26 protein-coding genes and 1 other annotated feature are annotated in these 25,514 nt (G+C 49.1%); of the genes, 1 reads left to right on the forward strand and 25 read right to left on the reverse strand.

Going from position 1 to position 25,514, the window contains the following annotated elements; translation table 11 throughout:
- Positions 1 to 9: 9 nt before the first annotated feature.
- The 23 genes from rpsG to NST07_RS31070 all read right to left on the reverse strand — a co-directional run bounded on the left by rpsG (position 10) and on the right by NST07_RS31070 (position 22,879).
- Positions 10 to 480, reverse strand: a complete 471-nt coding sequence (rpsG, locus tag NST07_RS30960) for a 30S ribosomal protein S7 (protein WP_036652908.1) — start codon at positions 478 to 480, stop codon at positions 10 to 12.
- Between the two features lie 44 nt (positions 481 to 524).
- Positions 525 to 944, reverse strand: coding sequence for a 30S ribosomal protein S12 (rpsL, locus tag NST07_RS30965; protein ID WP_038597092.1), 420 nt, complete (start codon positions 942 to 944; stop codon positions 525 to 527).
- Between the two features lie 133 nt (positions 945 to 1,077).
- Positions 1,078 to 1,329: a ribosomal L7Ae/L30e/S12e/Gadd45 family protein gene (locus NST07_RS30970; RefSeq protein WP_340896375.1), complete on the reverse strand. Its 252-nt coding sequence runs from the start codon at positions 1,327 to 1,329 to the stop codon at positions 1,078 to 1,080.
- 182 nt (positions 1,330 to 1,511) lie between these two features.
- On the reverse strand, positions 1,512 to 5,123 hold the full coding sequence (rpoC, locus tag NST07_RS30975) for a DNA-directed RNA polymerase subunit beta' (RefSeq protein WP_038597098.1): 3,612 nt from the start codon (positions 5,121 to 5,123) through the stop codon (positions 1,512 to 1,514).
- 112 nt (positions 5,124 to 5,235) lie between these two features.
- Entirely contained in the window at positions 5,236 to 8,781 is a 3,546-nt protein-coding gene (gene rpoB, locus NST07_RS30980; RefSeq protein ID WP_076112958.1) for a DNA-directed RNA polymerase subunit beta, read from the reverse strand.
- A 418-nt stretch (positions 8,782 to 9,199) separates the two neighbouring features.
- Positions 9,200 to 9,802, reverse strand: coding sequence for a class I SAM-dependent methyltransferase (locus tag NST07_RS30985; protein WP_341096618.1), 603 nt, complete (start codon positions 9,800 to 9,802; stop codon positions 9,200 to 9,202).
- Between the two features lie 121 nt (positions 9,803 to 9,923).
- Positions 9,924 to 10,283 (reverse strand): 50S ribosomal protein L7/L12, encoded by a 360-nt coding sequence (gene rplL / locus NST07_RS30990; protein ID WP_038597106.1) that lies wholly within the window; start codon positions 10,281 to 10,283, stop codon positions 9,924 to 9,926.
- A gap of 65 nt (positions 10,284 to 10,348) precedes the next feature.
- On the reverse strand, positions 10,349 to 10,852 hold the full coding sequence (gene rplJ, locus NST07_RS30995; RefSeq protein ID WP_038597109.1) for a 50S ribosomal protein L10: 504 nt from the start codon (positions 10,850 to 10,852) through the stop codon (positions 10,349 to 10,351).
- Positions 10,853 to 10,916: 64 nt separating this feature from the next.
- Positions 10,917 to 11,071: a sequence feature (ribosomal protein L10 leader region), on the reverse strand.
- Positions 11,072 to 11,138: 67 nt separating this feature from the next.
- Positions 11,139 to 11,831 carry a 50S ribosomal protein L1 gene (gene rplA / locus NST07_RS31000; protein ID WP_038597112.1) on the reverse strand — a complete coding sequence of 231 codons (693 nt, stop codon included), beginning with the start codon at positions 11,829 to 11,831 and terminating at the stop codon, positions 11,139 to 11,141.
- A gap of 81 nt (positions 11,832 to 11,912) precedes the next feature.
- Positions 11,913 to 12,338, reverse strand: coding sequence for a 50S ribosomal protein L11 (gene rplK / locus NST07_RS31005; protein ID WP_020427083.1), 426 nt, complete (start codon positions 12,336 to 12,338; stop codon positions 11,913 to 11,915).
- Between the two features lie 74 nt (positions 12,339 to 12,412).
- On the reverse strand, positions 12,413 to 12,946 hold the full coding sequence (gene nusG / locus NST07_RS31010) for a transcription termination/antitermination protein NusG (protein WP_020427084.1): 534 nt from the start codon (positions 12,944 to 12,946) through the stop codon (positions 12,413 to 12,415).
- A 20-nt stretch (positions 12,947 to 12,966) separates the two neighbouring features.
- Positions 12,967 to 13,158 carry a preprotein translocase subunit SecE gene (secE, locus tag NST07_RS31015; RefSeq protein WP_038597114.1) on the reverse strand — a complete coding sequence of 64 codons (192 nt, stop codon included), beginning with the start codon at positions 13,156 to 13,158 and terminating at the stop codon, positions 12,967 to 12,969.
- 20 nt (positions 13,159 to 13,178) lie between these two features.
- Positions 13,179 to 13,328 (reverse strand): 50S ribosomal protein L33, encoded by a 150-nt coding sequence (gene rpmG, locus NST07_RS31020; RefSeq protein ID WP_074086515.1) that lies wholly within the window; start codon positions 13,326 to 13,328, stop codon positions 13,179 to 13,181.
- Positions 13,329 to 13,752: 424 nt separating this feature from the next.
- The gene (sigH, locus tag NST07_RS31025; protein ID WP_020427086.1) at positions 13,753 to 14,397 is read right to left on the reverse strand and encodes an RNA polymerase sporulation sigma factor SigH; all 645 of its coding nucleotides are present in this window, start codon (positions 14,395 to 14,397) and stop codon (positions 13,753 to 13,755) included.
- A gap of 161 nt (positions 14,398 to 14,558) precedes the next feature.
- Positions 14,559 to 15,080 (reverse strand): NYN domain-containing protein, encoded by a 522-nt coding sequence (locus tag NST07_RS31030; RefSeq protein ID WP_341096621.1) that lies wholly within the window; start codon positions 15,078 to 15,080, stop codon positions 14,559 to 14,561.
- A 2-nt stretch (positions 15,081 to 15,082) separates the two neighbouring features.
- Entirely contained in the window at positions 15,083 to 15,847 is a 765-nt protein-coding gene (gene rlmB, locus NST07_RS31035) for a 23S rRNA (guanosine(2251)-2'-O)-methyltransferase RlmB (RefSeq protein ID WP_038597120.1), read from the reverse strand.
- A 33-nt stretch (positions 15,848 to 15,880) separates the two neighbouring features.
- On the reverse strand, positions 15,881 to 16,318 hold the full coding sequence (locus NST07_RS31040) for a Mini-ribonuclease 3 (RefSeq protein ID WP_341096623.1): 438 nt from the start codon (positions 16,316 to 16,318) through the stop codon (positions 15,881 to 15,883).
- Entirely contained in the window at positions 16,315 to 17,721 is a 1,407-nt protein-coding gene (gene cysS, locus NST07_RS31045; RefSeq protein WP_341096624.1) for a cysteine--tRNA ligase, read from the reverse strand. The genes NST07_RS31040 and cysS overlap by 4 nt, the downstream gene beginning before the upstream one ends.
- 52 nt (positions 17,722 to 17,773) lie before the next feature.
- Positions 17,774 to 18,466 carry a serine O-acetyltransferase gene (gene cysE / locus NST07_RS31050; RefSeq protein WP_341096625.1) on the reverse strand — a complete coding sequence of 231 codons (693 nt, stop codon included), beginning with the start codon at positions 18,464 to 18,466 and terminating at the stop codon, positions 17,774 to 17,776.
- Between the two features lie 533 nt (positions 18,467 to 18,999).
- Positions 19,000 to 20,463: a glutamate--tRNA ligase gene (gene gltX / locus NST07_RS31055; protein WP_342480717.1), complete on the reverse strand. Its 1,464-nt coding sequence runs from the start codon at positions 20,461 to 20,463 to the stop codon at positions 19,000 to 19,002.
- A 50-nt stretch (positions 20,464 to 20,513) separates the two neighbouring features.
- A complete protein-coding gene (ispF, locus tag NST07_RS31060; protein ID WP_341096630.1) occupies positions 20,514 to 21,002 on the reverse strand; it encodes a 2-C-methyl-D-erythritol 2,4-cyclodiphosphate synthase in 489 nt (162 codons plus the stop codon).
- Positions 21,003 to 21,004: 2 nt separating this feature from the next.
- Positions 21,005 to 21,697 carry a 2-C-methyl-D-erythritol 4-phosphate cytidylyltransferase gene (gene ispD / locus NST07_RS31065; RefSeq protein ID WP_341096632.1) on the reverse strand — a complete coding sequence of 231 codons (693 nt, stop codon included), beginning with the start codon at positions 21,695 to 21,697 and terminating at the stop codon, positions 21,005 to 21,007.
- Positions 21,698 to 21,790: 93 nt separating this feature from the next.
- Positions 21,791 to 22,879, reverse strand: coding sequence for a PIN/TRAM domain-containing protein (locus NST07_RS31070; RefSeq protein WP_341096633.1), 1,089 nt, complete (start codon positions 22,877 to 22,879; stop codon positions 21,791 to 21,793).
- A gap of 212 nt (positions 22,880 to 23,091) precedes the next feature.
- Here NST07_RS31070 and NST07_RS31075 point away from each other — a divergent pair, with 212 nt between their 5' ends.
- Positions 23,092 to 23,487 carry a hypothetical protein gene (locus NST07_RS31075; protein WP_038597135.1) on the forward strand — a complete coding sequence of 132 codons (396 nt, stop codon included), beginning with the start codon at positions 23,092 to 23,094 and terminating at the stop codon, positions 23,485 to 23,487.
- A 137-nt stretch (positions 23,488 to 23,624) separates the two neighbouring features.
- On the opposite strand, the gene pssA is transcribed toward NST07_RS31075, so the two are convergent.
- Both pssA and disA read right to left on the reverse strand, forming a co-directional pair.
- Positions 23,625 to 24,362 (reverse strand): CDP-diacylglycerol--serine O-phosphatidyltransferase, encoded by a 738-nt coding sequence (pssA, locus tag NST07_RS31080; protein WP_038597137.1) that lies wholly within the window; start codon positions 24,360 to 24,362, stop codon positions 23,625 to 23,627.
- A 63-nt stretch (positions 24,363 to 24,425) separates the two neighbouring features.
- Positions 24,426 to 25,502: a DNA integrity scanning diadenylate cyclase DisA gene (disA, locus tag NST07_RS31085; RefSeq protein ID WP_341096634.1), complete on the reverse strand. Its 1,077-nt coding sequence runs from the start codon at positions 25,500 to 25,502 to the stop codon at positions 24,426 to 24,428.
- Positions 25,503 to 25,514: the final 12 nt, after the last annotated feature.

Consider the following 25,514-nt stretch of genomic DNA (forward strand, 5'->3'; position numbering starts at 1 on the left):
CCTTAAATCCTACCAGCGGTAGTGAGCAAACGCTTTGTTTGCTTCAGCCATTTTGTGCGTGTCTTCACGTTTCTTAACGGAAGCGCCTGTGTTGTTGGAAGCGTCGATGATCTCAGCCGCCAAACGCTCTTCCATCGTCTTCTCACCGCGGTTGCGTGAGTAGTTTACGAGCCAACGTAATCCCAAAGCAGTACGTCTTTCAGGTTTAACCTCGATAGGCACTTGGTAGTTAGCACCGCCGACACGACGAGCTTTAACTTCCAATACCGGCATAATATTCTTGATGGCAGCTTCGAAAACTTCCATCGGATCTTTGCCTGTGCGTTCTTGAATCAACTTGAACGAATTGTACAGAATGCTTTGAGCGACACCTCTTTTACCACCCAGCATAATACGGTTGATCAAACGAGTAACCAACTTGCTATTATACAATGGATCTGGCAATACATCTCTCTTAGTAACTGGACCTTTGCGTGGCATGGATATCCCCCTTTCTCAATGTTTGTTATTCAGATATTCTTAACTTATTTCTTTGCTTTAGGACGTTTAGCACCATACTTGGAACGAGCTTGCATACGGTTAGCAACGCCTGCTGTATCCAAAGCGCCACGAACGATGTGATAACGAACTCCTGCAAGGTCTTTAACTTTACCTCCGCGCAGCAATACAACACTGTGCTCTTGAAGGTTATGTCCAATACCCGGAATGTAAGCAGTCACCTCAAGACGGTTCGTCAAACGAACACGGGCATACTTACGAAGCGCGGAGTTTGGTTTACGTGGAGTCATTGTGCCTACACGAGTGCACACACCGCGTTTTTGCGGGGCGCTCAAATTTGTAGTCTCACGCTTGAGGGCGTTGAACCCTTTTTGAAGAGCGGGAGATTTGGATTTTTCGATTTTGGCTTGACGGCCTTTACGAACCAGTTGATTAATAGTTGGCATTGTTGTGCCACCCCCTTCCTGAAATAGTAATCTATTTACGAACATTAAGTCCACAGACCCAGGCGGTTCATAAAAAGACAAATGAAAAGTCTTTGTTGCCGAAGTGTACCCCGGTACAAAAACGCTTCTCGTGCTATTGTTTTAAGACGGCTGCCATAGCAGCACCAACTTCTATACCGCAAGCCTTGCCCAAATTCAGCATCGTGTCTACATAAGTGACCTTCACACCTTGTTTGTTACAAAGCATAACAATTCTGGAAGTAAGCCGTTGATCTCCGTCCTCTGCCACATAGACTTCTGCGGCTTGGCCCAACTCCACCGCCTTAACGGTTTGTTTGGTACCGATCTTGACCTGAGCATCCTGCAGTCCTCTATCATCAGTCATGATAAATCATTACCTCCAATGAACAAGAATAACCAGGCTACTCACGCACCTTAGACATATTAGCATTATCAGTAGATGATGTCAAGAGAATCGGCAATAAATTTATAAATATTCACAGCAGGCAGCAGCGCCACGTCTATAAATAGCCGTGGCATAATCAACTGCCCGCCATGATTATTTAACTATTCAGCAGGAACCGTTTCTAAAGCTTCTTGCGAGCTTTCGACATTCGGATCACTCAGCTTCACATTACGGTAACGATTCATGCCAGTACCTGCAGGAATCAACTTACCGATAATAACATTTTCTTTGAGTCCAAGCAACTTATCTACTTTACCCTTAATTGCAGCATCAGTCAAGACGCGGGTAGTTTCTTGGAAGGAGGCCGCAGACAGGAAGGAATCTGTCTCCAGGGATGCCTTAGTAATACCGAGCAGTACCGGTTTGGCAACTGCAGGCTCATTACCAGAAAGAATGGCTTCCTTATTCGCAGCTTCATATTCATGAATGTCCGCAAATGCACCTGGCAAGAGATTCGTATCACCAGCATCGATAATACGGATTTTGCGCAGCATCTGCTTAATCATAACTTCAATGTGCTTATCATTGATTTCAACGCCTTGGTTACGGTATACACGCTGTACTTCTTGCAGAATGTAGTTTTGTACCCCGCGGATCCCTTTGATGCGCAGCATTTCTTTAGGGTCGATCGAACCGTCAGTCAACTCATCGCCAGCTTCAATCTCCTGGCCTTCACTGACACGCAGACGCGAACCGTAGGTGATGGAATAAGTCTTAGATTCAGCTTCTCCTTGAACCTCGATTTCGCGGCGGTCCTTGGTTTCACGGATTTCCTTGATTACCCCGTCAATTTCACTGATTGTAGCCTGACCTTTAGGGTTACGGGCTTCAAACAACTCCTGGATACGCGGCAAACCTTGCGTGATGTCATCACCGGCAACACCCCCGGTATGGAACGTACGCATTGTAAGCTGGGTTCCCGGCTCACCGATGGATTGTGCCGCGATGATACCGACAGCTTCTCCGATTTCCACGAATTTACCTGTTGCCAGGTTACGTCCGTAGCATTTCTTGCAGACACCGTGACGCGCACGGCAGCTCAGCACAGAACGGATCTGCAGTTTGGTCACACCAGCGTTAACAATCGCCTCGGCTTTGTCGGAGTCAATCAGATCGTTGCGGTGAACGAGGATTTCCTTCGTTTCCGGATGACGTACAGTTTCAAAGGAGTAGCGGCCTTCAATACGGTCATACAGATCTTCGATAACTTCCTTGCCATCTTGAATACGGCTGACAGTGAAGCCTTTATCGGTACCACAGTCTTCTTCACGGACAATAACGTCTTGGGCAACGTCAACGAGACGACGGGTCAAGTATCCGGAGTCGGCTGTACGCAGTGCTGTATCGGCTAGACCTTTACGCGCTCCGTGAGTGGAGATAAAGTACTCGAGGACGGTCAGGCCTTCACGGAAGTTCGCCTTGATCGGCAATTCGAAAATCCGTCCCGATGGTGTAGCCATCAGTCCGCGCATACCACCCAGCTGGGTAATCTGCGATTTGTTACCACGCGCTTTGGAGTCAACCATGAGCATGATGGAATTGAAACGGTCCATCGATTTCAACAGCACGTTGGTAAGATCATCCTTCGTCTTCGACCATATCTCAATAACACGGTCATACCGTTCGTCATTGGTGATCAGACCACGGCGATATTGATTGGCAACCACATCGACCTTAGCCTCGGACTCTTTCAGGATTGTAGCTTTTTCCTCCGGCACGATAACGTCCGATACGGCAACCGTAACACCGGAACGTGTGGAGTAAGTAAAGCCGAGTTGCTTGATTTTATCCAAAATCACAGATGTTTTGGTCGTGTGATAGGTTTCGAAGCAGCGGGCAATAATCAGACCGAGGTATTCCTTACCTACAGCACTTGCTTCCGGAGCATTCATAATCAGCTCACGGATGTCCGCGCCTTTTTCATAGATAAAGTATTTCTCTGGTGTGCCTTGCAGCAGGTTTGTTTTGGTCGCTTCATTGATATAAGGGAAGCTGCTAGGATAGATCTCGTTAAAGATGATCTTTCCGACCGTAGTAATCAGCATTGCGCCTTGTTGCTGTTCTGTAAAGCAGGTTTTACCCAGAGCCTTAACAGGAATAGCTACACGGGCGTGCAGACCTGCGGTTCCACGCTGGTAAGCTGAAACAGCTTCGTTCACGGTACGCAGAATCATACCCGTACCCTTTTCTTCCTTGTTGTCCATGGTCAGGTAGAACGTACCGAGGACCATATCCTGGGAAGGGGTAACAACCGGCTTGCCGTCCTTAGGGTTCAGGATGTTACCGGAGGCCAGCATAAGCAGACGTGCTTCCGCTTGAGCTTCTGCAGATAGAGGAACGTGCACCGCCATTTGGTCACCGTCAAAGTCGGCATTGTAAGCCGTACATACGAGCGGGTGAAGACGGATAGCATGGCCTTCTACCAGAATCGGTTCAAACGCTTGAATACCGAGACGGTGAAGTGTAGGGGCACGGTTCAGTAGAACCGGATGCTCTCTGATTACTTCTTCAAGCACATCCCATACTTCAGGGCTCACACGCTCAACTTTACGTTTTGCGCTCTTGATGTTATGGGCTAAGCCCTTGTTTACCAATTCTTTCATAACAAACGGCTTGAAGAGTTCAAGCGCCATTTTCTTTGGAAGTCCGCATTGGTACATTTTGAGATACGGTCCTACAACGATAACGGAACGTCCGGAATAGTCAACCCGTTTACCGAGCAAGTTCTGACGGAAACGTCCTTGTTTACCTTTCAGCATATGGCTGAGCGATTTGAGCGGACGGTTACCAGGACCCGTTACAGGGCGGCCGCGACGGCCGTTGTCGATAAGTGCATCGACAGCTTCCTGAAGCATCCGTTTCTCATTCTGCACGATAATATCAGGAGCACCCAGATCAAGCAGTCTTTTCAGACGGTTGTTCCGGTTGATTACGCGACGATAGAGATCGTTAAGGTCAGACGTAGCAAAACGGCCACCATCCAATTGAACCATCGGGCGAAGCTCCGGAGGAATAACCGGAAGCACATCCATGATCATCCAATCAGGCTTGTTGCCGGAGTTGCGGAACGCTTCAATAACTTCCAGACGTTTAATCGCCCGGTTGCGGCGTTGGCCTTGGGCGGTGCGCAGCTCTTCCTTGAGGAATTCCAATTCCTTCTCGATGTCGATATCCTGAAGCAGCTTCTTCACGGCTTCGGCACCCATGCCGGCTTGGAAACCGTAGCCGTATTTCTCACGGTAGCTGCGATATTCTTTCTCGGACAGCAGTTGTTTCTTCTCCAGTGGTGTTTCACCTGGATCGGTTACAACATAAGATGCAAAGTAGATGATCTCTTCAAGCGATCTCGGGGACATATCGAGTGCCAGACCCATACGGCTTGGAATACCTTTGAAATACCAGATATGAGATACAGGAGCCGCCAGTTCAATGTGGCCCATACGTTCGCGGCGAACTTTAGCGCGGGTAACTTCCACGCCGCACCGGTCGCACACTACGCCCTTATAACGGACGCGTTTGTATTTACCACAGTGACATTCCCAGTCTTTTTGCGGTCCGAAGATACGTTCGCAGAATAGACCTTCTTTTTCCGGCTTCAATGTACGATAGTTAATGGTTTCCGGTTTTTTTACTTCTCCGCGGGACCAAGAACGAATCTTCTCCGGAGAAGCAAGCCCGATTTTCATGAATTCAAAATTGTTAACGTCCAACAAGGAGCAACCCTCCTTAACCTATATCCTGATTTAGTACCGGAGGCCCTCCCTTGACGGTTAGATCAAAAGAGGGCACGGTCCTTTTTAAATGAAATTGATTCTTACAGTTGAATTACTCTATTCCGACTTCTGCGCCTTCCAAATTGAGGCTCAGCTTGTCGCCTGACGTCTCATCCTCATCATCCAGTTCCTTCATTTCAATTTCCTGCTCGTCACCGCTGAGGATCTTAACATCCATACCAAGCGACTGCAGTTCCTTGATGAGTACTTTGAACGATTCCGGAACACCTGGTTCTGGAACATTCTCGCCTTTGACAATGGATTCGTACGTCTTGACACGGCCTACCACGTCATCGGACTTCACAGTTAAAATCTCTTGAAGTGTATATGCAGCACCGTAAGCTTCAAGCGCCCAAACTTCCATCTCCCCGAAACGCTGTCCGCCGAACTGGGCTTTACCGCCGAGTGGCTGCTGTGTAACGAGAGAGTAAGGCCCTGTGGAACGGGCATGAATCTTATCGTCAACCATGTGCGCCAGTTTGATCATGTGCATAACGCCGACAGTAACTTCACGCTCGAAGCGTTCACCTGTACGGCCGTCATAAAGCACAGTCTTACCATTACGCTGCATGCCGGCTTCTTCCATCGTATCAAACACGTCGTTCTCACGCGCTCCATCAAATACTGGAGTAGCTACGTGAATACCGAGCTGCAGGGCAGCCATACCGATATGAACTTCGAGCACCTGGCCGATGTTCATACGGGAAGGAACGCCCAGAGGGTTCAGGACAACCTGCACCGGTGTACCGTCAGGAAGGAATGGCATATCTTCTTCAGGCAGGATACGGGCAACGACACCCTTGTTACCGTGACGTCCGGCCATCTTGTCACCTTCAGAAATCTTACGTTTCTGAGCGATGTAGACACGAACCAGCTGATTTACACCCGGAGGCAGCTCATCGCCGTTCTCGCGTGTAAATACCTTAACGTCAACGATAATACCGTCACTACCATGAGGAACGCGCAGCGAAGTATCGCGCACTTCGCGGGCTTTCTCACCAAAGATAGCGTGCAGCAGGCGTTCTTCGGCAGTCAGTTCAGTTACACCCTTAGGAGTAACTTTACCTACCAGAATATCACCAGCGTTGATTTCCGCACCGATGCGGATGATGCCGCGCTCATCAAGATTGCGCAACGCTTCTTCACCGACATTCGGAATATCACGCGTAATCTCTTCAGGTCCCAGCTTGGTGTCACGAGCCTCGGATTCGTATTCCTCGATATGAATCGAAGTGTATACATCTTCCTTAACCAGTTTCTCACTCAGCAGGATCGCATCCTCGTAGTTGTAACCTTCCCAAGTCATGAACGCAACAACTACGTTGCGGCCAAGAGCAAGTTCGCCCATTTCCGTGGATGGTCCATCGGCCAGAATGTCGCCTTTCTTAACAATGTCGCCTCTTTTAGCCAGCGGACGTTGATTAATGCAGGTACCCTGGTTCGAACGCATAAATTTGTGTAATTTATATTTAACGATATCACCTTTAACTTCCTTGCCTTCGACAGCTTCAACGCGGCGCAGCCAAATTTCGTTGGCCGACGAGCGTTCAATAATACCGTCATACTTGGAAACAATACATACGCCCGAATCCTTAGCGGATTTATGTTCCATTCCTGTGCCGACAAGCGGCGCTTTAGGAATTAGAAGCGGAACGGCCTGACGCTGCATGTTCGATCCCATCAGTGCGCGGTTGGAGTCATCGTTCTCAAGGAACGGAATGAGCGCCGTAGCGACCGATACAACCTGTTTTGGCGATACATCCATGTAATCCACGCGATTACTTGGCATTGTTGTAATATTGTCTGAATCTTTGTTGTAGCGAACGATAACCATGTCTTCTTTGAAGGAGCCCTCTTCGTCGATCAGTACGTTAGCCTGAGCAACTACATAGTTATCTTCTTCATCGGCAGTCAGGTAATCGATCTGTTCAGTCACCTTGCCAGTCTTCGGATCCACCCAACGGTACGGCGCTTCAATAAAGCCGTATTCATTAATGCGGGCAAAGGTGGACAAGGAGTTGATCAGCCCGATATTCGGACCTTCCGGCGTTTCAATTGGACACATACGGCCGTAGTGACTGTGATGGACGTCACGAACCTCAAAGCCCGCGCGTTCACGAGTCAGACCGCCGGGTCCGAGTGCCGATAGACGGCGTTTGTGCGTCAGTTCAGCCAGCGGGTTCGTCTGGTCCATAAATTGGGACAGCTGCGAACTACCGAAGAACTCTTTAATCGACGCGATAACCGGACGAATGTTGATCAAAGCCTGTGGCGTAATCGCATTAGCATCCTGTATCGACATTCTCTCACGCACTACGCGCTCCATACGGGACAACCCGATACGGAATTGGTTCTGCAGCAGTTCGCCTACAGAACGCAAACGACGGTTACCCAGGTGGTCGATATCATCGGTGTTGCCGATGCCGTGCAACAAATTAATAAAGTAGCTGATTGAGGAGATAATATCAGCCTGAGTAATATGCTTCACTGATTTGTCGATATTGCCATTGGCAATCAGCTTGATAACCCGTCCTTCTTCAATAGGCGAGAACACGTCGATCGTTTGTAGTGGGATATCAATACTGTCCATAACCCCACCGCTTACACGGTAGTTTTTGGAAGCGACATTCTTCTCGAAATAAGGAATCAGCTCATCAAGCAGACGACGGTCAACCATTTGGCCGGATTCCGCCAGGATTTCACCTGTGGACTCATCAACCAGAGGTTGAGCCAAACGCTGATTGAACAGACGATTTTTAATGTGCAGCTTTTTGTTGATCTTGTAGCGGCCTACATTGGCCAGATCATAGCGCTTCGGATCAAAGAAACGTGCGACCAAAAGGCTCTTGGCATTATCAAGTGTCGGCGGTTCGCCCGGACGCAGACGCTCGTAGATTTCGATAAGCGCCTTTTCCGTAGAGTCCGTGTTGTCTTTATCCAGCGTATTGCGAATATATTCATCATTGCCAAGCAGTTCCAGAATTTCAGCATCACTGCCGAACCCGAGAGCACGCAGAAGCACGGTAACCGGGATCTTACGAGTCCGGTCGATACGGACATACATAATGTCCTTAGCGTCGGTCTCAAGCTCCAGCCAGGCTCCGCGGTTAGGAATTACTGTGGCGGTGTAGGTTTTTTTACCGTTCTTATCCACTTTTGTGCTGAAATAGACGCTTGGAGAGCGAACCAACTGGCTGACAATAACCCGTTCCGCACCATTGATAATAAAAGTGCCGGTCTCCGTCATCAGCGGGAAATCTCCCATGAACACTTCCTGCTCTTTGACCTCACCGGTCTCCTTATTAATGAGCCGTACTTTCACCCGCAGAGGAGCCGCATATGTTACGTCCCGCTCTTTAGCGTCGTCAACCGTATATTTCGGTTCACCCAGGCTGTAATCAATGAACTCAAGCACCAAATTCCCTGTGAAATCCTGGATCGGCGAGATGTCCTGGAACATTTCCCGCAATCCTTCCTCCAAAAACCAATCATAAGATTTTTGTTGGATCTCGATCAGGTTCGGGACCTCGAGTACCTCGTTAATTCTCGCATAGCTCCGCCGAGTGCGTCGACCATACTGAACAAGATGTCCTGCCAACTTTACTCACCCCTCATGTCTACTCACTTAAAAATTGATTGCGAACCCTTGTTTGGACCATTATAATGGAACCATAACACAAGGATTCAGCCACAAATAGAGAAAAGCCCTTATCGAAATCTTTCGAAAAAAGAGCGCATCTATCCATGACCAAAATACTCCTTATCCAGTAGATTTGCCCAAAACGTACGTATTATACGTCACCAAGCAACAGTTTATGCGCTATTATCTATTTCCCCGGCGACCTTCGCCGCGACAGTAACATAGAGAACTGAATTCGCACAAACTTGCCGTACGGCATGCGCTTGCCGGGCGACAATATATTACTTGACATTTCAGCAAACTAAAGACATGGAGCCTAGCTTAATACTGACATTTTATAATAATACCACTATCTATATCACAAGTCAATGATTAATCAACTATTTTTTTGCGCCCTGATAATACGATAGCCTTTGTCTTTCCCCACTTCTTCCACAACCGGAAACAAGCTTTCGAGTTTTGCTGCCGCTGAAGGTGCCCCCTGTTTCTTCTGGATTACAATCCACAGACTTCCACCCTCATTCAAATGCTCATACGCCTCTTCAAAAATACGATGCACTACCGCTTTGCCGGCACGTATCGGAGGATTGGTAAGTATGACATCATACTTCTGTCCCTTTACTGCAGACAACACATCGCTTTCCATAACCGTAACATTGCGGATTCCATTATGCTGGGCATTCTCGCGAGCCAGCTCGACCGCACGGCTGTTAATATCAATCATCGTCACATGGCCGCCCGGGACCAGAAACGCTGCACTAATGCCAATCGGTCCGTACCCGCAGCCTACGTCAAGCACTGCAGATCCATCCGGAATGTCCATAGCCTCAATTAGAACACGGCTGCCATGGTCGATATCTCCTTTGGAAAAAACACCGGCGTCGCTGGTAAACCGCAGGGTTTTCCCTCTCAGAACCGTGCTTAGGGTACGTCTGTCATGACGCGCTTCCGGCTGCTGCGAGTAATAATGCTGCGACATAAGATCCTCCCTTTCATTTTGTTCTTCCTATTGTATACAGCAACCCCCTTGAACAAGTTCAAGGGGGTTGCAAGAACCGGAAGGAGAAGTCCTCCCCGGGGCATTACCTTATTGAAGCGAATTACTTCACTTCTACAGCTGCGCCTGCTTCTTCCAATTTTGCTTTGGTAGCATCGGCTTCTTCTTTGCTTACTTTTTCTTTGATTGGTTTTGGAGCGTTGTCTACGAGGTCTTTAGCTTCTTTCAAGCCCAGACCTGTGATTTCGCGAACGATTTTGATAACGTTGATTTTGGAAGCGCCAGCGCCTGTCAAAATTACGTCAAATTCGGATTGTTCTTCTGCTACTGCTGCTACTGCGCCGCCAGCTGCTACTGGAGCTGCTGCAGTTACGCCGAATTCTTCTTCGATTGCTTTAACCAGGTCGTTCAGTTCCAATACGCTCATGCCTTTAATTTCTTCTAAAATTGTTTCTTTGCTCATGATTGAACCTCCATTTTATATTTAAATTTATTTGTGGTATTGATTATGATGCTAGAGACAAAGGCTTACGCGCTTTGTTCTTCTTTCTCAGCGACTGCTTTAACTGCAAGCGCGAAGTTGCGCACTGGAGCTTGAAGCACGCTAAGCAGCATGGACAGCAAACCATCGCGGGATGGAAGCTCAGCCAGTGCTTTCAGCTGGTCAGCGTCGATAACTTTACCTTCTACAACGCCGCCCTTCAGTTTCAGAGCGTCGTTCTTCTTAGCGAAGTCATTCAAAATCTTGGCTGCTACTACTGCATCAGTTTCACTGAATGCTACTGCTGTAGGACCAGTCAGAACTGCGTCCAACTCAGTCAAATCAGACGCCGCAGTTGCACGACGCACCAAAGAGTTTTTCAGGACTTGAAAATCAACGCCAGCTTCACGAAGCTGCTTACGCAGTTCGGTCACTTGCGAAACGTTCAATCCACGGTAGTCCGCAACAACAGTGGAAACACTGTTCTGCAGTTTGCTTGTTACAACATCAACCGCTTCCTGTTTAGCTTGGATTACTTTTGCATTTGCCATTTGTATACACCTCCTGAAAATTTATGTGACGACGATTCTTCCGGAAAATTCTCGTCGTTCCTACGCAGGCATTAGAAAAGCCTCCGCAGATTCACGAAGGCTTGATAAAACGTAAGTTACACAGGCATGTACCCGGCACTTCTTGTTTCTATCACAACACCTCGGTAGGAAATTAAGCCCTACGGCACCTACTGTCTACGGTAAGCATATTCAAGTTGAAGAATGATCACCTTAAAGTTCACAACTGTTATAGATTATCAAAGATGACTCTAAGAGTCAACCCCTATTATCTGTAAGAAGTTGTATTCACACGAGCACTAGGTCCCATAGTTGACGAAATAGCAATGTTCTTCAGGTAAACACCTTTAGCAGCAGCCGGTTTCGCACGGTTAAGAGCGTCGATGAGGGATTTAAGGTTTTCGTTCAATTGTTCAGCATTAAAGGACACTTTGCCGATAGGTGCGTGAATTTGACCGGCTTTATCAAGACGGTATTCGATCTTACCGGCTTTGATTTCTTGCACAGCCTTGGTAACGTCGAAAGTAACTGTGCCAGCTTTAGGGTTAGGCATGAGGCCTTTACCACCGAGCAGACGACCCAGTTTACCAACTTCACTCATCATATCAGGTGTAGCTACGCAGACATCAAATTCAAACCAGCCCTGTTGGATCTTGTTGATCATATCCTGATCGCCTACAAAATCCGCGCCAGCAGCTTCTGCCTCTTTCGCTTTTTCACCTTTTGCAAATACAAGTACGCGTTGCGTTTTGCCTGTGCCGTGAGGCAGGACAACAACACCACGAACAGCTTGGTCTTGTTTACGCGGGTCTACACCCAGACGAACTGCTGCTTCAACGGTTTCGTCGAATTTGGCAGTCGCTGCCTTTTTCACAAGCTCTACAGCTTCTGAAGGCTCGTATGTTGCTTCGCTGTCGATCAGCTTAGCAGATTCCATGTATTTCTTACCATGTTTAGCCATGAAAATGTTCCTCCTTTGTGGTGTTAGCGGAAATTCCTCCCACATATTGCGGTCATGAATGACCGGTGCATCGAATACATATTAGTCTTCGATTGTGATACCCATACTGCGGGCAGTACCTTCAACCATACGCATTGCAGCTTCGATAGATGCAGCGTTCAGGTCGGGCATTTTTGTTTCAGCGATTTCACGAACCGCTGCGCGGCCGAGCTTCGCTACTTTTTTCTTGTTTGGTTCACCGGATCCTTTTTCTACTTTAGCAGCGATGCGAAGCAGAACGGCAGCCGGAGGAGTTTTAGTGATGAAGGTAAACGAACGGTCTTCAAATACTGTAATTTCAACCGGGATGATCAGGCCAGCCTGGTCGGCAGTACGAGCGTTGAATTCCTTACAGAATGCCATGATGTTGACACCTGCTTGACCTAACGCCGGACCTACTGGAGGCGCTGGATTCGCTTTCCCTGCAGGAATCTGCAGTTTCACCATTTTAATAACTTTTTTAGCCATGAGTGACACCTCCTTGCGTAAATAGTGGTATTCGAACGCTTAAAGCGTTCTCCCACAAGAAACCCTTGACACTGTTATATTTTCTCCACTTGAGTGAAATCCAACTCCAGCGGGGTTTCCCGTCCAAACATGTTAACATGCACTTTGATCTTGCTCTTGTCAGCCAAAATCTCTTCCACGGAGCCCACAAAATTCGCAAAGGGACCAACCATAATACGTACGGATTCCTTAATTTCGAAATCAATCTTCGCTTTAGGTTCAACCATGCCCATATGCTTCAGAATTTGTTCAACTTCTTCCGGAAGCAGAGCGGTAGGTTTAGATCCGGAACCTGTCGAACCGACAAATCCGGTAACGCCCGGCGTATTGCGGACAACATACCAAGAATCATCAGTCTGAACCATTTCGACCAAAACATAACCAGGATAAACTTTACGCATGACAGTTTTTTTCTTGCCATCCTTGTTTACCAGTTCTTCTTCCATAGGAACAAGAACACGGAATATTTTGTCTTCCATGCCCATGGACTCAACGCGTTTTTCCAAATTGGCCTTAACCTTATTCTCATACCCGGAATAGGTATGAACAACATACCATCTTTTTTCCATACAAGCCACCTGGGACCTCTCTAAATAATCGTTTCGATCAGAGCGGAAATACCGATGTCCAGAACCCAGAAGTAAAGCGCCATAACTACAATTGTACCGAGAACGATCAATGAATAGTTTTTCAACTCTTTACGGCTAGGCCAGCGAACTTTTTTGAGCTCGCTCCAGCTCTCAGTGAAAAAGGAAAACAATGACTTGAAACTACGTTTCACGCCGACTACACCTCCAAAGACTATCTGGTTTCGCGATGAGGAGTTTGCTCGTTACAGAACTTGCAAAATTTCTTCATCTCCAAGCGGTCGGGGTGATTTCGCTTGTTTTTGGTTGTCGCATAGTTTCTTTGTTTGCAACTTGTACAAGCCAAAGTGATAATTACCCGCATGATATGCACCTCCCGAAGACGTACTTCTAATCTTATAATTAGAAGACGCAAATATTGATCCTAAAAAAAACCCGCGAATTTAGGCCTACCTAAAACACTTTAGCATAATGTCAAGCCCTGTGTCAACGAAAGAATTCCCCATCGCACTGGGTAATTTCGGGTAATGTAGCCGTGTTCCATTCATTGTCTTGTTCTTGTCTTTCCCAGCTGTTCGCTGCCTTGTGCAAGGTCGTCATGAATGACTTCACGGACGGAATTTCTCGATAGAACATCGATAGGCACTATTCTTACCATTATGGAGCAATCCGACTATGAATAAACCTATTAGCAACGGCAATCCACTAAAATCCTGTCTTATCCATCAAAACTTGCATAAACACTAAAAAAAGACTCGATGACCGAGCCTTTCCTGTCCATTATATCATTAATTGTCACGCACTTCCAGATATCTTTCCAATTTACGTTTCACTCGCTGCAAAGCATTGTCGATCGACTTCACATGCCGCTTCAAATCTTCCGCAATCTCCTGATAGGACCTGCCGTCCAGATACAGCATCAGAACTTTGCGTTCGAGATCACTGAGAATCTCCGCCATCTTATCCTCCAGGCCGATAAATTCCTCCTGGTTAATAATCAGTTCTTCCGGATCCAGCACCTGAGTCCCGCAAATGACATCCATCAGCGTCCGGTCGGAATCTTCATCGTATATAGGCTTGTCCAAAGAGACATACGAATTAAGCGGTATATGCTTCTGGCGGGTAGCCGTCTTAATGGCGGTTATAATCTGACGGGTAATACAGAGTTCGGCAAAGGCCTTAAACGAAGACAGCTTATCGCCCTTGAAGTCACGAATTGCCTTATAAAGGCCTATCATGCCTTCCTGTACGATATCTTCACGATCCGCTCCAATCAGAAAATAAGAACGGGCCTTGGCACGTACGAAATTACGGTACTTGTTAATCAAGTGCTCCAATGCGCCACTGTCGCCACCACGGAAGATCTCGACAATTTCTTCATCACTTATGAAATCATACTCAGACAGCATTAATTCCTTGAGGTCGACACTCACCAAGAATCCCCCCGGCTGCAACGCAAGACACATCGTCACTTCTCGAAATATAGGATCAGTATATATTATGTTACCTTACACCGTCAACCGTATTTGTCCAAAAACAATCTTCTATAACAATTTTTGGAATTTAATCAATTGATTACGGGTTTCCGGATGCTTCATTGCCGCCGCCAATCCTCCAGGCGTTTCCGCATCTCCGGTGGAAGTTTCTCTTCCAGGGAATGCCGCTGGGAGCTGGTACCCTGCGGCTCGATAGCTTTCTTAACCTGCTTTTGATTTTCTTCGATCTCCAGCCGCAGCTCTCTGGCAGAAATCCGCAACGCACCTTGGGCAAAGATTACATGCTGCTCCACAAAATCGCTGGTTGCCACATAAATCTGCCGGCGGCGGTGAGCGAATTCTCCAACCAGCCGCTCAATGCATTCGTCTGCGGTTTCTTTTTCCTTAGTGAAAAAGACCTGCACCTTCCCCTGCACAAAGGAACGGCCAAGTCCCGGAACACGGTAAGCATCGAATACGGCAATGACGCGCCGCCCGGTGAATGCCTGATAATCGGCCAGCATATCCAGCAGCCGGTCGCGTGCTCCCTGCATGCCTGTCTCCGACAGTGCCGAAAGTTCCGGCCAGCCGCCGATCATGTTGTATCCATCCACAAGCAGCACATCGCGCCAGTCTGCCATAGCTATCCCTGTACTTGCCGGCGCCGCAATACCTCATACATAATGACGCCGGCCGCAACTGAGGCATTCAAAGAGTTGATCTTACCGGCCATTGGCAGCTTCAGCAGTACATCGCATTTTTCACGGATCAAGCGGCCCATTCCCTTGTTCTCATTGCCAATAACAACAGCTACCGGACCGGTGAAAATATCCGATTCATACAGGTTCTGATCCGTAGCAACATCTGTTCCGACCACCCAGACGCCCAGCTCCTTAAGCCGGTCTATAGTCTGGCCAAGATTGGTGACCCGTGCTACGGGAACATATTCTACAGCTCCAGCCGAGGTTTTGGACACGGTGGCCGTAATTTGCGCAGAGCGCCGTTTGGGCACAATCACCCCGTGTACGCCGGTGCAATCAGCTGTCCGTAGAATGGAGCCCAAATTATGCGGATCTTCAATCTCATCCAACAGGATAAGAAAAGGCGGTTCCCCTTTGGCCTCGGCCGCAGCCAGAATATCGGCAACTTCCGCATAAGCGAACGGCGCAGCCTGAGCCACCACTCCCTGATGCTGCACTCCGGGTGCAAGCTGGTCCAGCTTCCGCTTATCTACATGCTGGATCACAATTCCCGCTTTGCGCGCTTCAGCAACGATCGGTGCGGTTAAATGCTTTTGCGCCGTTTCGGCGATCCAAATCTTGTTCAGTGTACGGCCGGCACGAAGCGCTTCAAGCACCGAATGCTTACCGGCCAGTATTTCTTCTTCTGTCTTTATTTCTTCTTCCATGTTCATGCCTCCTGTTCTATAAGTTTTATGGCCTCACTTGGGCCGGTTCATCATGTACTCTATACTGCTGTGGACAAGTTCTTGTATTCTCTCCTGCTGCCCTGTGTAATACAGGTGCCCGATCAGGCATTCAAAAGCGGTGGCATGGCGGTATTCCAGCACATCCGCATTTTTGGGGATCGTCCCTGACTTAGCGTTCCGTCCTTGCCGGGCGACATCCTTCTCCTCATCCGTGAGCATCGGGTCAAGAAAGGCAAGAATGGTGCTTTGCGCCTTAGCCGAGACCAGTCCGGTTGCCGTGCGGTGCAAGTGATTCGGACGCAGATTCGTCAGCGAGATCAGATATTGGCGGACAGCCACTTCATAAATCGCGTCTCCCGCATAAGCGAGCACGATTGGCGAGAGCTGCCGGACCGGCTTGGAGGGTTCATACGGGAACCAAGCGTTGTTCACATTGAACTCGCCGCTCATTTACGACGCCACCGCATTCCTTGTGGAGTATCTTCAAGCAGGATGCCCAAACGGTTCAACTCGTCGCGGATTTCATCGGACCGTCCCCAGTTCTTATTCTTGCGCGCTTCTGCCCGCTCTGCGATCAGCCGCTCCACATCTTCACTTGCGACCTCTTCTTCAAGCTCGGGAGCAAGGCGCAGAACCGCATTCATCTCCGAAAAAGCCTTCAGCAGCGCCGCAAAATCCGCGGATTTCGCCTCGTTGTTCGCAAGCGTAAGATTCGCAAGGCTTACCCAGTCGAATACAGCAGTGATCGCATCCGGGGTATTAAAATCATCCTGCATTTTAGCATGGAAGGTCTCCAGTATATTCGCCAGGCGATCCACGGTCTCTGCGCTCGCTGCTTCCACAGCCCATTCAGGAGCAATCTCCAGACGATGCTTCACATTACTCTCTGCCAGCGCGATCCGCTCGGCGCTTTTCTCGGCAGACAGCAGCGCTTCTTCTGAAAAGTTCAGCGGATTGCGGTAATGGGTGGAGAGCATGAAATAGCGGATCGTTCCGGCTTTGAAACGCTGGCGGATATCCTTGACTAGCAGCCCGTTGCCGAGCGATTTCGACATTTTCTCGTCTCCGATGTTGAGAAATCCGTTGTGCATCCAATAGTTCGACAGCGGCTTGCCGGTCAGCACTTCCGTTTGTGCACATTCGCATTCATGATGCGGGAACTGTAGATCCTGCCCTCCGCCGTGGATATCAATAGTATCGCCCAAATATTCACGGACCATGGCCGAGCACTCGATATGCCAGCCGGGACGTCCATTCCCCCAAGGGCTGTGCCAATGGATTTCACCCGGTTTGGCCGCTTTCCATAGCACAAAATCCTCGGGTTTCTCCTTGCGTGAATCCACTTCCACACGAATCCCGAATTGCAGCTCCCCGAGATTCTGGCGGGACAGCTTGCCGTAATCGGCAAATTTGCCCGTGCGGTAATATACATCGCCGCCGTTCTCATAAGCATAACCTTTTGCTTCTAGCTCCTTAATGAGCTCAATGATCAGATCCATACTTTGTGTAACCCGCGGATTCATTGTTGCCGGCTTTACGCCCAGACCGGCAAGATCTTCACCGTAGGCAGCGATAAAAATTTCAGCAACTTCAGCTACGGTAGTATTCATTTCCTCCGCTTTGCGGATCAGCTTATCATCGACATCGGTGAAATTGGTAATATATCGGACCTCATTGCCGATTGCCTCTAAATAATTGCGGACCGTATCAAAAACGATAACAGGTCTGGCATTTCCGATATGCATATAGCCGTAGACGGTTGGTCCGCATACGTACATTTTTACCTCGCCTGACTTCAGAGGCACAAACTGCTCCTTGCTGCGACTCATTGTGTTGTAGATTTGCAAAGCCATGCTGTTCCCAATCCTTTCTGATGTTCCGGCATTCACTGGAATACCGGGATGCTTAAATTTCATAGTCACCTATATATTGCTGGCTCTCCAGCCGCCGCTGCTCGGCTTTCTGCTTATCCTCGTTCCCGAGCTGTTCCCGGATTTCCTCAATCTCCTTCTGCAGGAAACGCAGGGAATCTACCAGCGGATCCGGCATCTTGGTATGATCGAGACGGTCGGATACCCGTTCCCCGTTGCGCTTGACCACTCGGCCGGGATTGCCTACCACAGTGCTGTTATTGGGCACTTCACGCAGTACAACCGCGTTGGAGCCGATATTGGAATTATCGCCGATCCGGAATGATCCCAGTACTTTCGCACCGGAACCAATTACAACATTATTGCCGACAGTAGGATGACGTTTCCCTTTTTCCTTACCGGTTCCCCCAAGCGTAACCCCTTGATAGATAATAACATCATCACCGATTTCACAAGTTTCGCCAATGACTATCCCCATGCCATGGTCGATAAACAACCGATCCCCGATACGGGCGCCAGGATGAATTTCGACACCGGTCATAAACCTGCTGATCTGTGAAACGATGCGCGCCAGCGTAAACCAGCCCCGTTTGTAAAAAGAGTGGGCCATCCGATGACCCCAAATGGCGTGAAGTCCGGCATAAGTGAAGACAACCTCGAATCTGCTGCGGGCTGCGGGATCGTTGTCGAATACTGCCCGAATGTCCGACTTGATATGCTTAAACATCACGGTTCCCCTCTTCTTGGCTTCCCCGCCTCCTGTTTACAGGTACGCATAAGGAAGGTATTGGCGCAGCCCACTATCTATCTCTCTACACGTTTGCCGCGGGCTTAGGCTTGGTCAGAAATCCATCTTTATGTCCAAAGAATCTGCTCTCCTATTTCAACAAAAAACGCCTCTGCAGCTAAAAGCTGCAGAGGCGTTTAACCGCGGTTCCACTCTGCTTGGATGATTGCATATTCCCCAGCCCAACATTCCGGCCTCTGGATGCAGCATCCCTCTTGCGTCATTAACGGCAACGTTCCCGGCACAGTCTAACGTCCCTTAAGGGAACGCTCAACCCTGCAGCTCACAGGCGCATGTTCAGCGGCGGACAAATGAATAACTTCCAGCCTCTTAAGGAAGTTCCTCACGAGGTTATTCTCTCTGGCAATTGTCCTTATGCGCTTACTTTTCCTGATCACAGCTATTACAATATTCTTCTATCTTAGCGAAAAGATAAGGGACTGACAAGAGGTTTGCCCCCAGGTCATCAAAGCTTAGGCCCCTTTGATTTGTGATTTCAAACGTTCAATGACCCGGTTCCGGCCCAGCAGGGCAATCGTCACATTCAGGTCACGGCCATGTGTCTGACCCGTCAAAGCGACACGGATTGGCATAAACAGCGCTTTTCCTTTGTGGCCCGTCTCTTTCTGCACTTCTTTAATCAGAACAGCCATATTGCTGGCAGTGAAGTCTTCAGTACCTTCCACCTTGGCCAGAAAAGCGGAGAGAACTTCAGAAACCTGGCTCTCAGCCAGAATCTGAGCCGCTTCCGTTTCGAGCTCCACATGGCTGCGGAAGAACATTTCGGACAGCCCGACAATATCCGATGCAGCCGTCAGCTGCTCCTGGTACAGTGCAACAAGTGTTTCCGCCCAGGTCTGCTGTTCATCATTAAGCTGAGCCGGGAGTCTTCCCGCCTTTTGCAGATGAGGAATGGCCAATGCTGCAATCCGCTTCGGATCCGCATGCTTAATGTAGTGATTGTTCAAATGAGCCAGCTTGTTCGTGTCGAACACAGCGGGACTCTTGGACAGGCGGTCAGCGGTAAAGATCGAGATCAGCTCTTCTTTATTAAAGATTTCCTCTTCACCTTCCGGAGACCAGCCAAGCAACGAGATGAAGTTAAAGAGCGCTTCCGGCAGATAGCCGAGCTGATCATACTGCTCGATGAATTGAATAATGGATTCATTCCGTTTGCTCAGCTTCTTGTGGTCATCGCCGACAATCAGCGTCATATGACCAAATAGCGGCGGTTCCCAGTCAAGTGATTCATAAATCATCAGCTGGCGCGGCGTATTGGAGATATGGTCTTCCCCGCGCAGCACGTGGGAGATTTCCATCAGATGATCATCTATCGCTACAGCAAAGTTATAGGTCGGAATTCCGTCCTTCTTCACGATTACAAAATCGCCCATTTCTTTAGTAGTAAAAGAAATGCTGCCTTTTACGATGTCCTCAAAGGTATATGTGCGATCTTCCGGCACCCGGAAGCGGATGCTGGCAATACGTCCTTCCGCTTCAAACGCGAGGCGTTGTGCCTCTGTCAAATCGCGGTGCTTGCCGGAATAACGCGGAGTTTCGCCGCGGGCCGTCTGTTCCTCACGTTCCGCTTCCAGCTCCTCTTCGGTGCAATAGCAGCGGTAAGCCAGACCGCGGTCTAGCAAATCCTGCCAGTAGATACGATACAAATCAAGGCGTTCGGTCTGGCGGTAAGGGCCGTATTCTCCGCCAACATCGACGCTCTCATCCCAGTCTACTCCCAGCCACTTCAAGTATTTCAGCTGGCTTTCTTCCCCGCCGGCGACATTGCGCTTTACATCTGTATCTTCGATCCGGATAATGAATTTTCCGCCCAGATTACGGGCAAATAAATAGTTAAACAGTGCTGTTCTGGCATTTCCGATATGTAAATGTCCCGTAGGGCTCGGTGCGTAACGCACCCGGACTTGATCCGCCATAGTATTCCCTCCGCTTCATAATGGTTAAAATTAGGTCACTTGCAGCCATCTCAAGATGATATCACATCTTGGAGCAGGCAGACAATAGATTGTGCCGCAATTCCTTCGCCGCGTCCGGCAAATCCGAGCTGTTCGGTAGTGGTCGCTTTTACATTCACTTTCGAGGTTTCCGCTCCAAGCGCGCGGGCAATGATCTCACTCATCTGCGGGATGTACGGAGCCATCTTTGGCTTCTGGGCAATAATAGTTGAGTCGATATTGCCGAGCCTATAGCCACGCTCGCGGGCAAGACTCCATACCTGCTCCAATAGCTTCAGGCTGTCCGCATCCTTGAAGGCCGGATCGGTGTCGGGAAAATGCCTGCCGATATCACCAAGCCCAAGCGCCCCCAGAATAGCATCACTTACCGCGTGCAGCAGCACATCCGCATCGGAGTGCCCCAGCAGCCCTTTTTCATAAGGAATGGTGACTCCGCCAATAATACACGGTCTTCCCTCTACCAGCTGGTGTACATCAAAACCTTGTCCTACAGCTATCATGCTTAACCCTCTCCCCTGTTTCTTTCTGTAAATTCGGCAAAATCGAGGTCTTCCGGCGTTGTGATCTTTATGTTCCTGTAGCTTCCCTCCACCACAGATACCGGAATCCCGCTGCGCTCGGCCAGGCTGGAGTCATCGGTGCCAATAAATCCTTCCCGCTCCGCCGCGGCATACGCCGCAAGCAAATCAGACAGACGAAAAGTCTGCGGGGTCTGAATCGCCCACAGACTTCGCCGATCCGGCGTAGACAGCACCTTACCATCACCGTCTACCTGCTTGATCGTATCCTTTACCGGCACTGCAAGTACGGATGCGCCGACCGCTCTGGCCCGTTCGTAGCAAGCATCAATCTCACTCTCCTGCACGAATGGACGTACACCGTCATGCACCATGACCCAGTTGGTGTCCAGCTGCTTTAGCCCCAAATGTACGGAGTGCTGACGTTCGGAGCCTCCGGGAACGACAGCCTTCACTTTGTCCAGCTTATAGGCCTCTACCCATTCCCGGCAGCGTTCTATGTCCTCCTGGCCAGCAACCAGTACAATTCCAGAGATAAGTTCATGCTGCTGGAACACCTCCAGCGTATGCACGATAATGGGTTTGCCTTGAAGCAGCAAATATTGCTTGCTCTCGGCGGTCCCCATCCGTGTTCCTCTGCCTGCCGCCACAATCACGGCGCCCACACTGTTTGACATTCTTTTTGCTCCTGTCTTTCACGTATATCCCCATCATAACGTGTTTGGCGGTCATTTCCAACCCAAAAGACATTTTGCAGTATGGCTTCTTGCTTATTGCGCTTTTTCCAGCAGCTTCGGTTTGGCAAAAATCATTCTGCCGGCTGAGGTCTGCAGCACACTTGTAACCAAAACCTCCATCGTCGTGCCGATGTACTCGCGTCCGCCTTCAACGACAATCATTGTTCCATCATCGAGATAGGCTACCCCTTGTCCATGCTCCTTGCCGTCTTTAATGACCTGTACGATAATCTCCTCTCCCGGCAGAACAACCGGTTTTACCGCATTTGCCAGATCGTTGATATTAAGTACGGAAACCCCCTGCAGCTCACAGACCTTATTGAGATTGAAATCATTGGTTACCACCTTGCCGCGCAGCACTTTGGCGAGCTTGACCAGCTTGCTGTCCACCTCGGAGATCTCTTCGAAATCGCCTTCGTAGATAAGCACCTTCACATCCAGTTCTTTCTGGATCTTATTGAGTATATCTAGACCGCGCCGGCCACGGTTGCGTTTCAGCAGATCGGAAGAATCGGCGATGTGCTGAAGCTCTTCCAGAACAAACTCAGGGATGACAATCGTCCCCTCGATAAATCCCGTTTTGCAGATATCGGCAATCCGCCCGTCAATAATGACGCTGGTATCGAGAATTTTATGCTCCTCCAGTCCGCGGCCCTCCGGTTCAGCCGATTGTCCCCAGCGCCCGGTTGTCCAAAGCGAGGCCAACTCCTCTTTCTTCTCCAGACCGATCCGCAGCCCCATATAACCCAGAGCTAGCGTGGCAGCCACCTGCACCAGCTCACCTGCCTTCCCCAGCCAGTCCATGGCCGGATGGAGCAGCAGGGACAACAGCAGCCCTCCAGTAAGTCCTGCGGCACCTGCGGCCAATTCATTCATAGGAATTCGCGAGCAGTACAACACCGCCTCATGCAGCTTTGAACCTGCCCACTCCGCGCATAAAGTCCCCGCAAACAAAAAAATAATGGCACCCAGCACCGTAAATAAAATGCTTCCTTCCACAGGCAGGTTTTCCCCCAGCTTTCCCATTCCCTCCGGGAACCCTTTTTCTGCCGTATGGTATAGCGAAAAACCGGACCAGGCTCCGCATAACCCGGCTAGCGTCAACATCACTTTTTTCCACATAACCTTAAGCACCTCCTTTTATTCATCCTAAAATGATCTATACTTCACCAGTATGTTCCAATTTTCAGGACGGTAATCGGGGGTTGCTTATTTTTTCTCATACTTTTACCTTACCGCTCCTGTAAAGATTCCCAGGAACTCCTATTCCCGTTGAAAACAGGGGGGCCCTGGCATATAATGAACTCAATTACGAACCCAGGGGTGAATGAAAAATGAGCGCACCAAGTTTACAGGCCTTTCAGGATCAAGTCTCCGAACTGCTGCTCCGTCACCGTAGTCTTCTGGATGTAATGTCCAAGAACGGGCAGAGCAGCGCATCCGTCAACCGTGCCGTTGTCAAGGCCATTACCGAATGCGGCTGTATTCAGCTGCATGCCACCAAACAGGTGTTCGAGCCCGCTTTGGGACTTGAACAAGCTAAGGAACTCGCAGGAACTCATCTTGAGGGCCAGCTGTGTGAGAACTGCCGTGAAGTTGTCGCCTCCGAGCTGGGGCGGGAATTGTTCTATATGTCTGCACTGTGCAATCTGCTTGACATTAATATGGACGAGGTTGTAGTGAAGGAATCGCAGAAATGCGCTACGCTCGGTTTGTTCAACCTATCCTAATCATGGCTGCAGACGCTCTTGTATGCTTTCTTCATTCGTTCAACCGAAAAAGGCTTTGCCGTCCACTGAGGTCAGGGAGGGCAAAGCCTTTTTCGGTATATATAAAGGAACTATCATACAGAGGAATAACTTGCATACTACCCGTTCTTGGAGTGATAGATCTTGTCTTCCGAACGTCTTCTGCGGCGGTGACGGCGACGTGCCGTGAGCCGGTCAATATTATGCTTAAATCCGTACAAAGCATACAGCGCGAGCAGTCCAAAGATCATCTTGGCAATCTGCTCCGGGAACACAACTGCTACTGCTACCGCCACAATAATCACTAACGGCGCACCAACGACCGCTTTTTTGGGCAGTCCGATCTTCTTGAAGTTAGGGTATTTGACTGTGCTGACCATCAGATAAGATAAGAGCAAAGTGGCAACAATCATGAATGGAGCAGAAACATCTTTATGAAAAAGAGCCAGTGTGGCGAGCACGCCACCTGCAGCAGGAATAGGCAAACCGACAAAATATCCGGGGATTCCCGGGCGGACATTAAAACGGGCCAACCGCAGCGCCCCGAATACCGGGAATATTGCTGTTACAGTCCAGCCGAGCGCAGAACTCAAATCCTGCAGGCTTGTAAGATACATAATTAGCGCAGGTGCCACACCAAAGGATACGACATCGGATAGGGAATCCAGCTCTTTGCCAAATTCACTCTCGCAGCCCAGCGCCCGCGCTACACGGCCATCTAGTCCGTCAAGCAGCATAGCGATAATCACCATGATAGCGGCCATGCTAAGCTTGCCGTCAAACGCCATCATGATACCAAACATTCCAAGCATCAGGTTACCAATGGTAAAAAGACTCGGAATTGATTTTTGTATCATTTCTTCACCTCTATTTTATTACTTTGAGCCTAACTTCTTCAATATTACGTGATTGTATGTTATTTACATTTGCCTGTCAATAAGAACTTGTTTCTGCAGACGTTTAAGTCCGTCTTGGATATTTCGTGCCCGAACCTCTCCGATTCCATCCACCTCATCGAGTTCCGCGATGCTCGCGGTCATCAGATTCGGCAGCATTTCGAAGCGCTCCACCAGATTGTGGATGATCACATTCGGCAGGCGTGGAATCTTATTAAGCAGCCGGTACCCGCGCGGAGTAACGACTTCCTCGGAGGCAATCGCTGTAGAGGAATAACCAAGCAGACGGGCAATATGATTGTCATCCATCAGCTCATCGTCGCTGGAACGTTTGAGTCCGGCAATAATTTCGCGGATTTTGTCCTCCTGTTCCTCTCTTGCATAGTCTCTGTACAGAAGCCATGCTTCTTCCTCTGTATTTCCAACCAGTTCTTCCATCTGCATGCTGATCAAGCGCCCTTCGTTGCCGAGTTCGTTGATATAGCGCTTGATTTCCATTTTAATGCGCAGTACCATCTCCACCCGCTGGATCACCCCGACAACTTCAACCACGGTAACGATGCCTTCATATTCAGAAGCGGAAAGGTTCGTTAAACCCTGGGTAAGTACTGCTTTGTACTTCTCAAGGGTTTGTATAGCCTGGTTGGCCTTGGCCAGAATTGCCCCAATCTCCTTAAGCGCATAACGGATGGAACCTTGATATAGGGTAATGATGTTGCGCCGCTGGGAAATGGATACCACCAGCTTGCCCGTCTGCTTGGCGACACGCTCTGCAGTGCGGTGGCGGATCCCTGTCTCAATGGATGAGATGGAGGAATCGGGAATAAGCTGCGTATTTGCGTACAGTATCCGCTTCAAATCCTCGCTCAGAATAATGGCTCCGTCCATTTTGGCTAATTCATATAAATAATTGGGTGAAAAATCGCAGTTAATGGAGAAGCCCCCATCGACAACTTCCATCACCTCAGGGCTGTATCCGACAACAATCAAAGCTCCTGTCTTTGCACGCAGCACATTCTCCAGACCTTCCCGGAAGGGAGTTCCGGGTGCCGCCATCCTCAGCAGATCATTCATATTATCTAATTGATTATATTCTTTCATCTTCCTATGCCC

It is taken from the genome of Paenibacillus sp. FSL L8-0340 (assembly GCF_038593145.1).
GTDB lineage: Bacteria > Bacillota > Bacilli > Paenibacillales > Paenibacillaceae > Paenibacillus_AQ.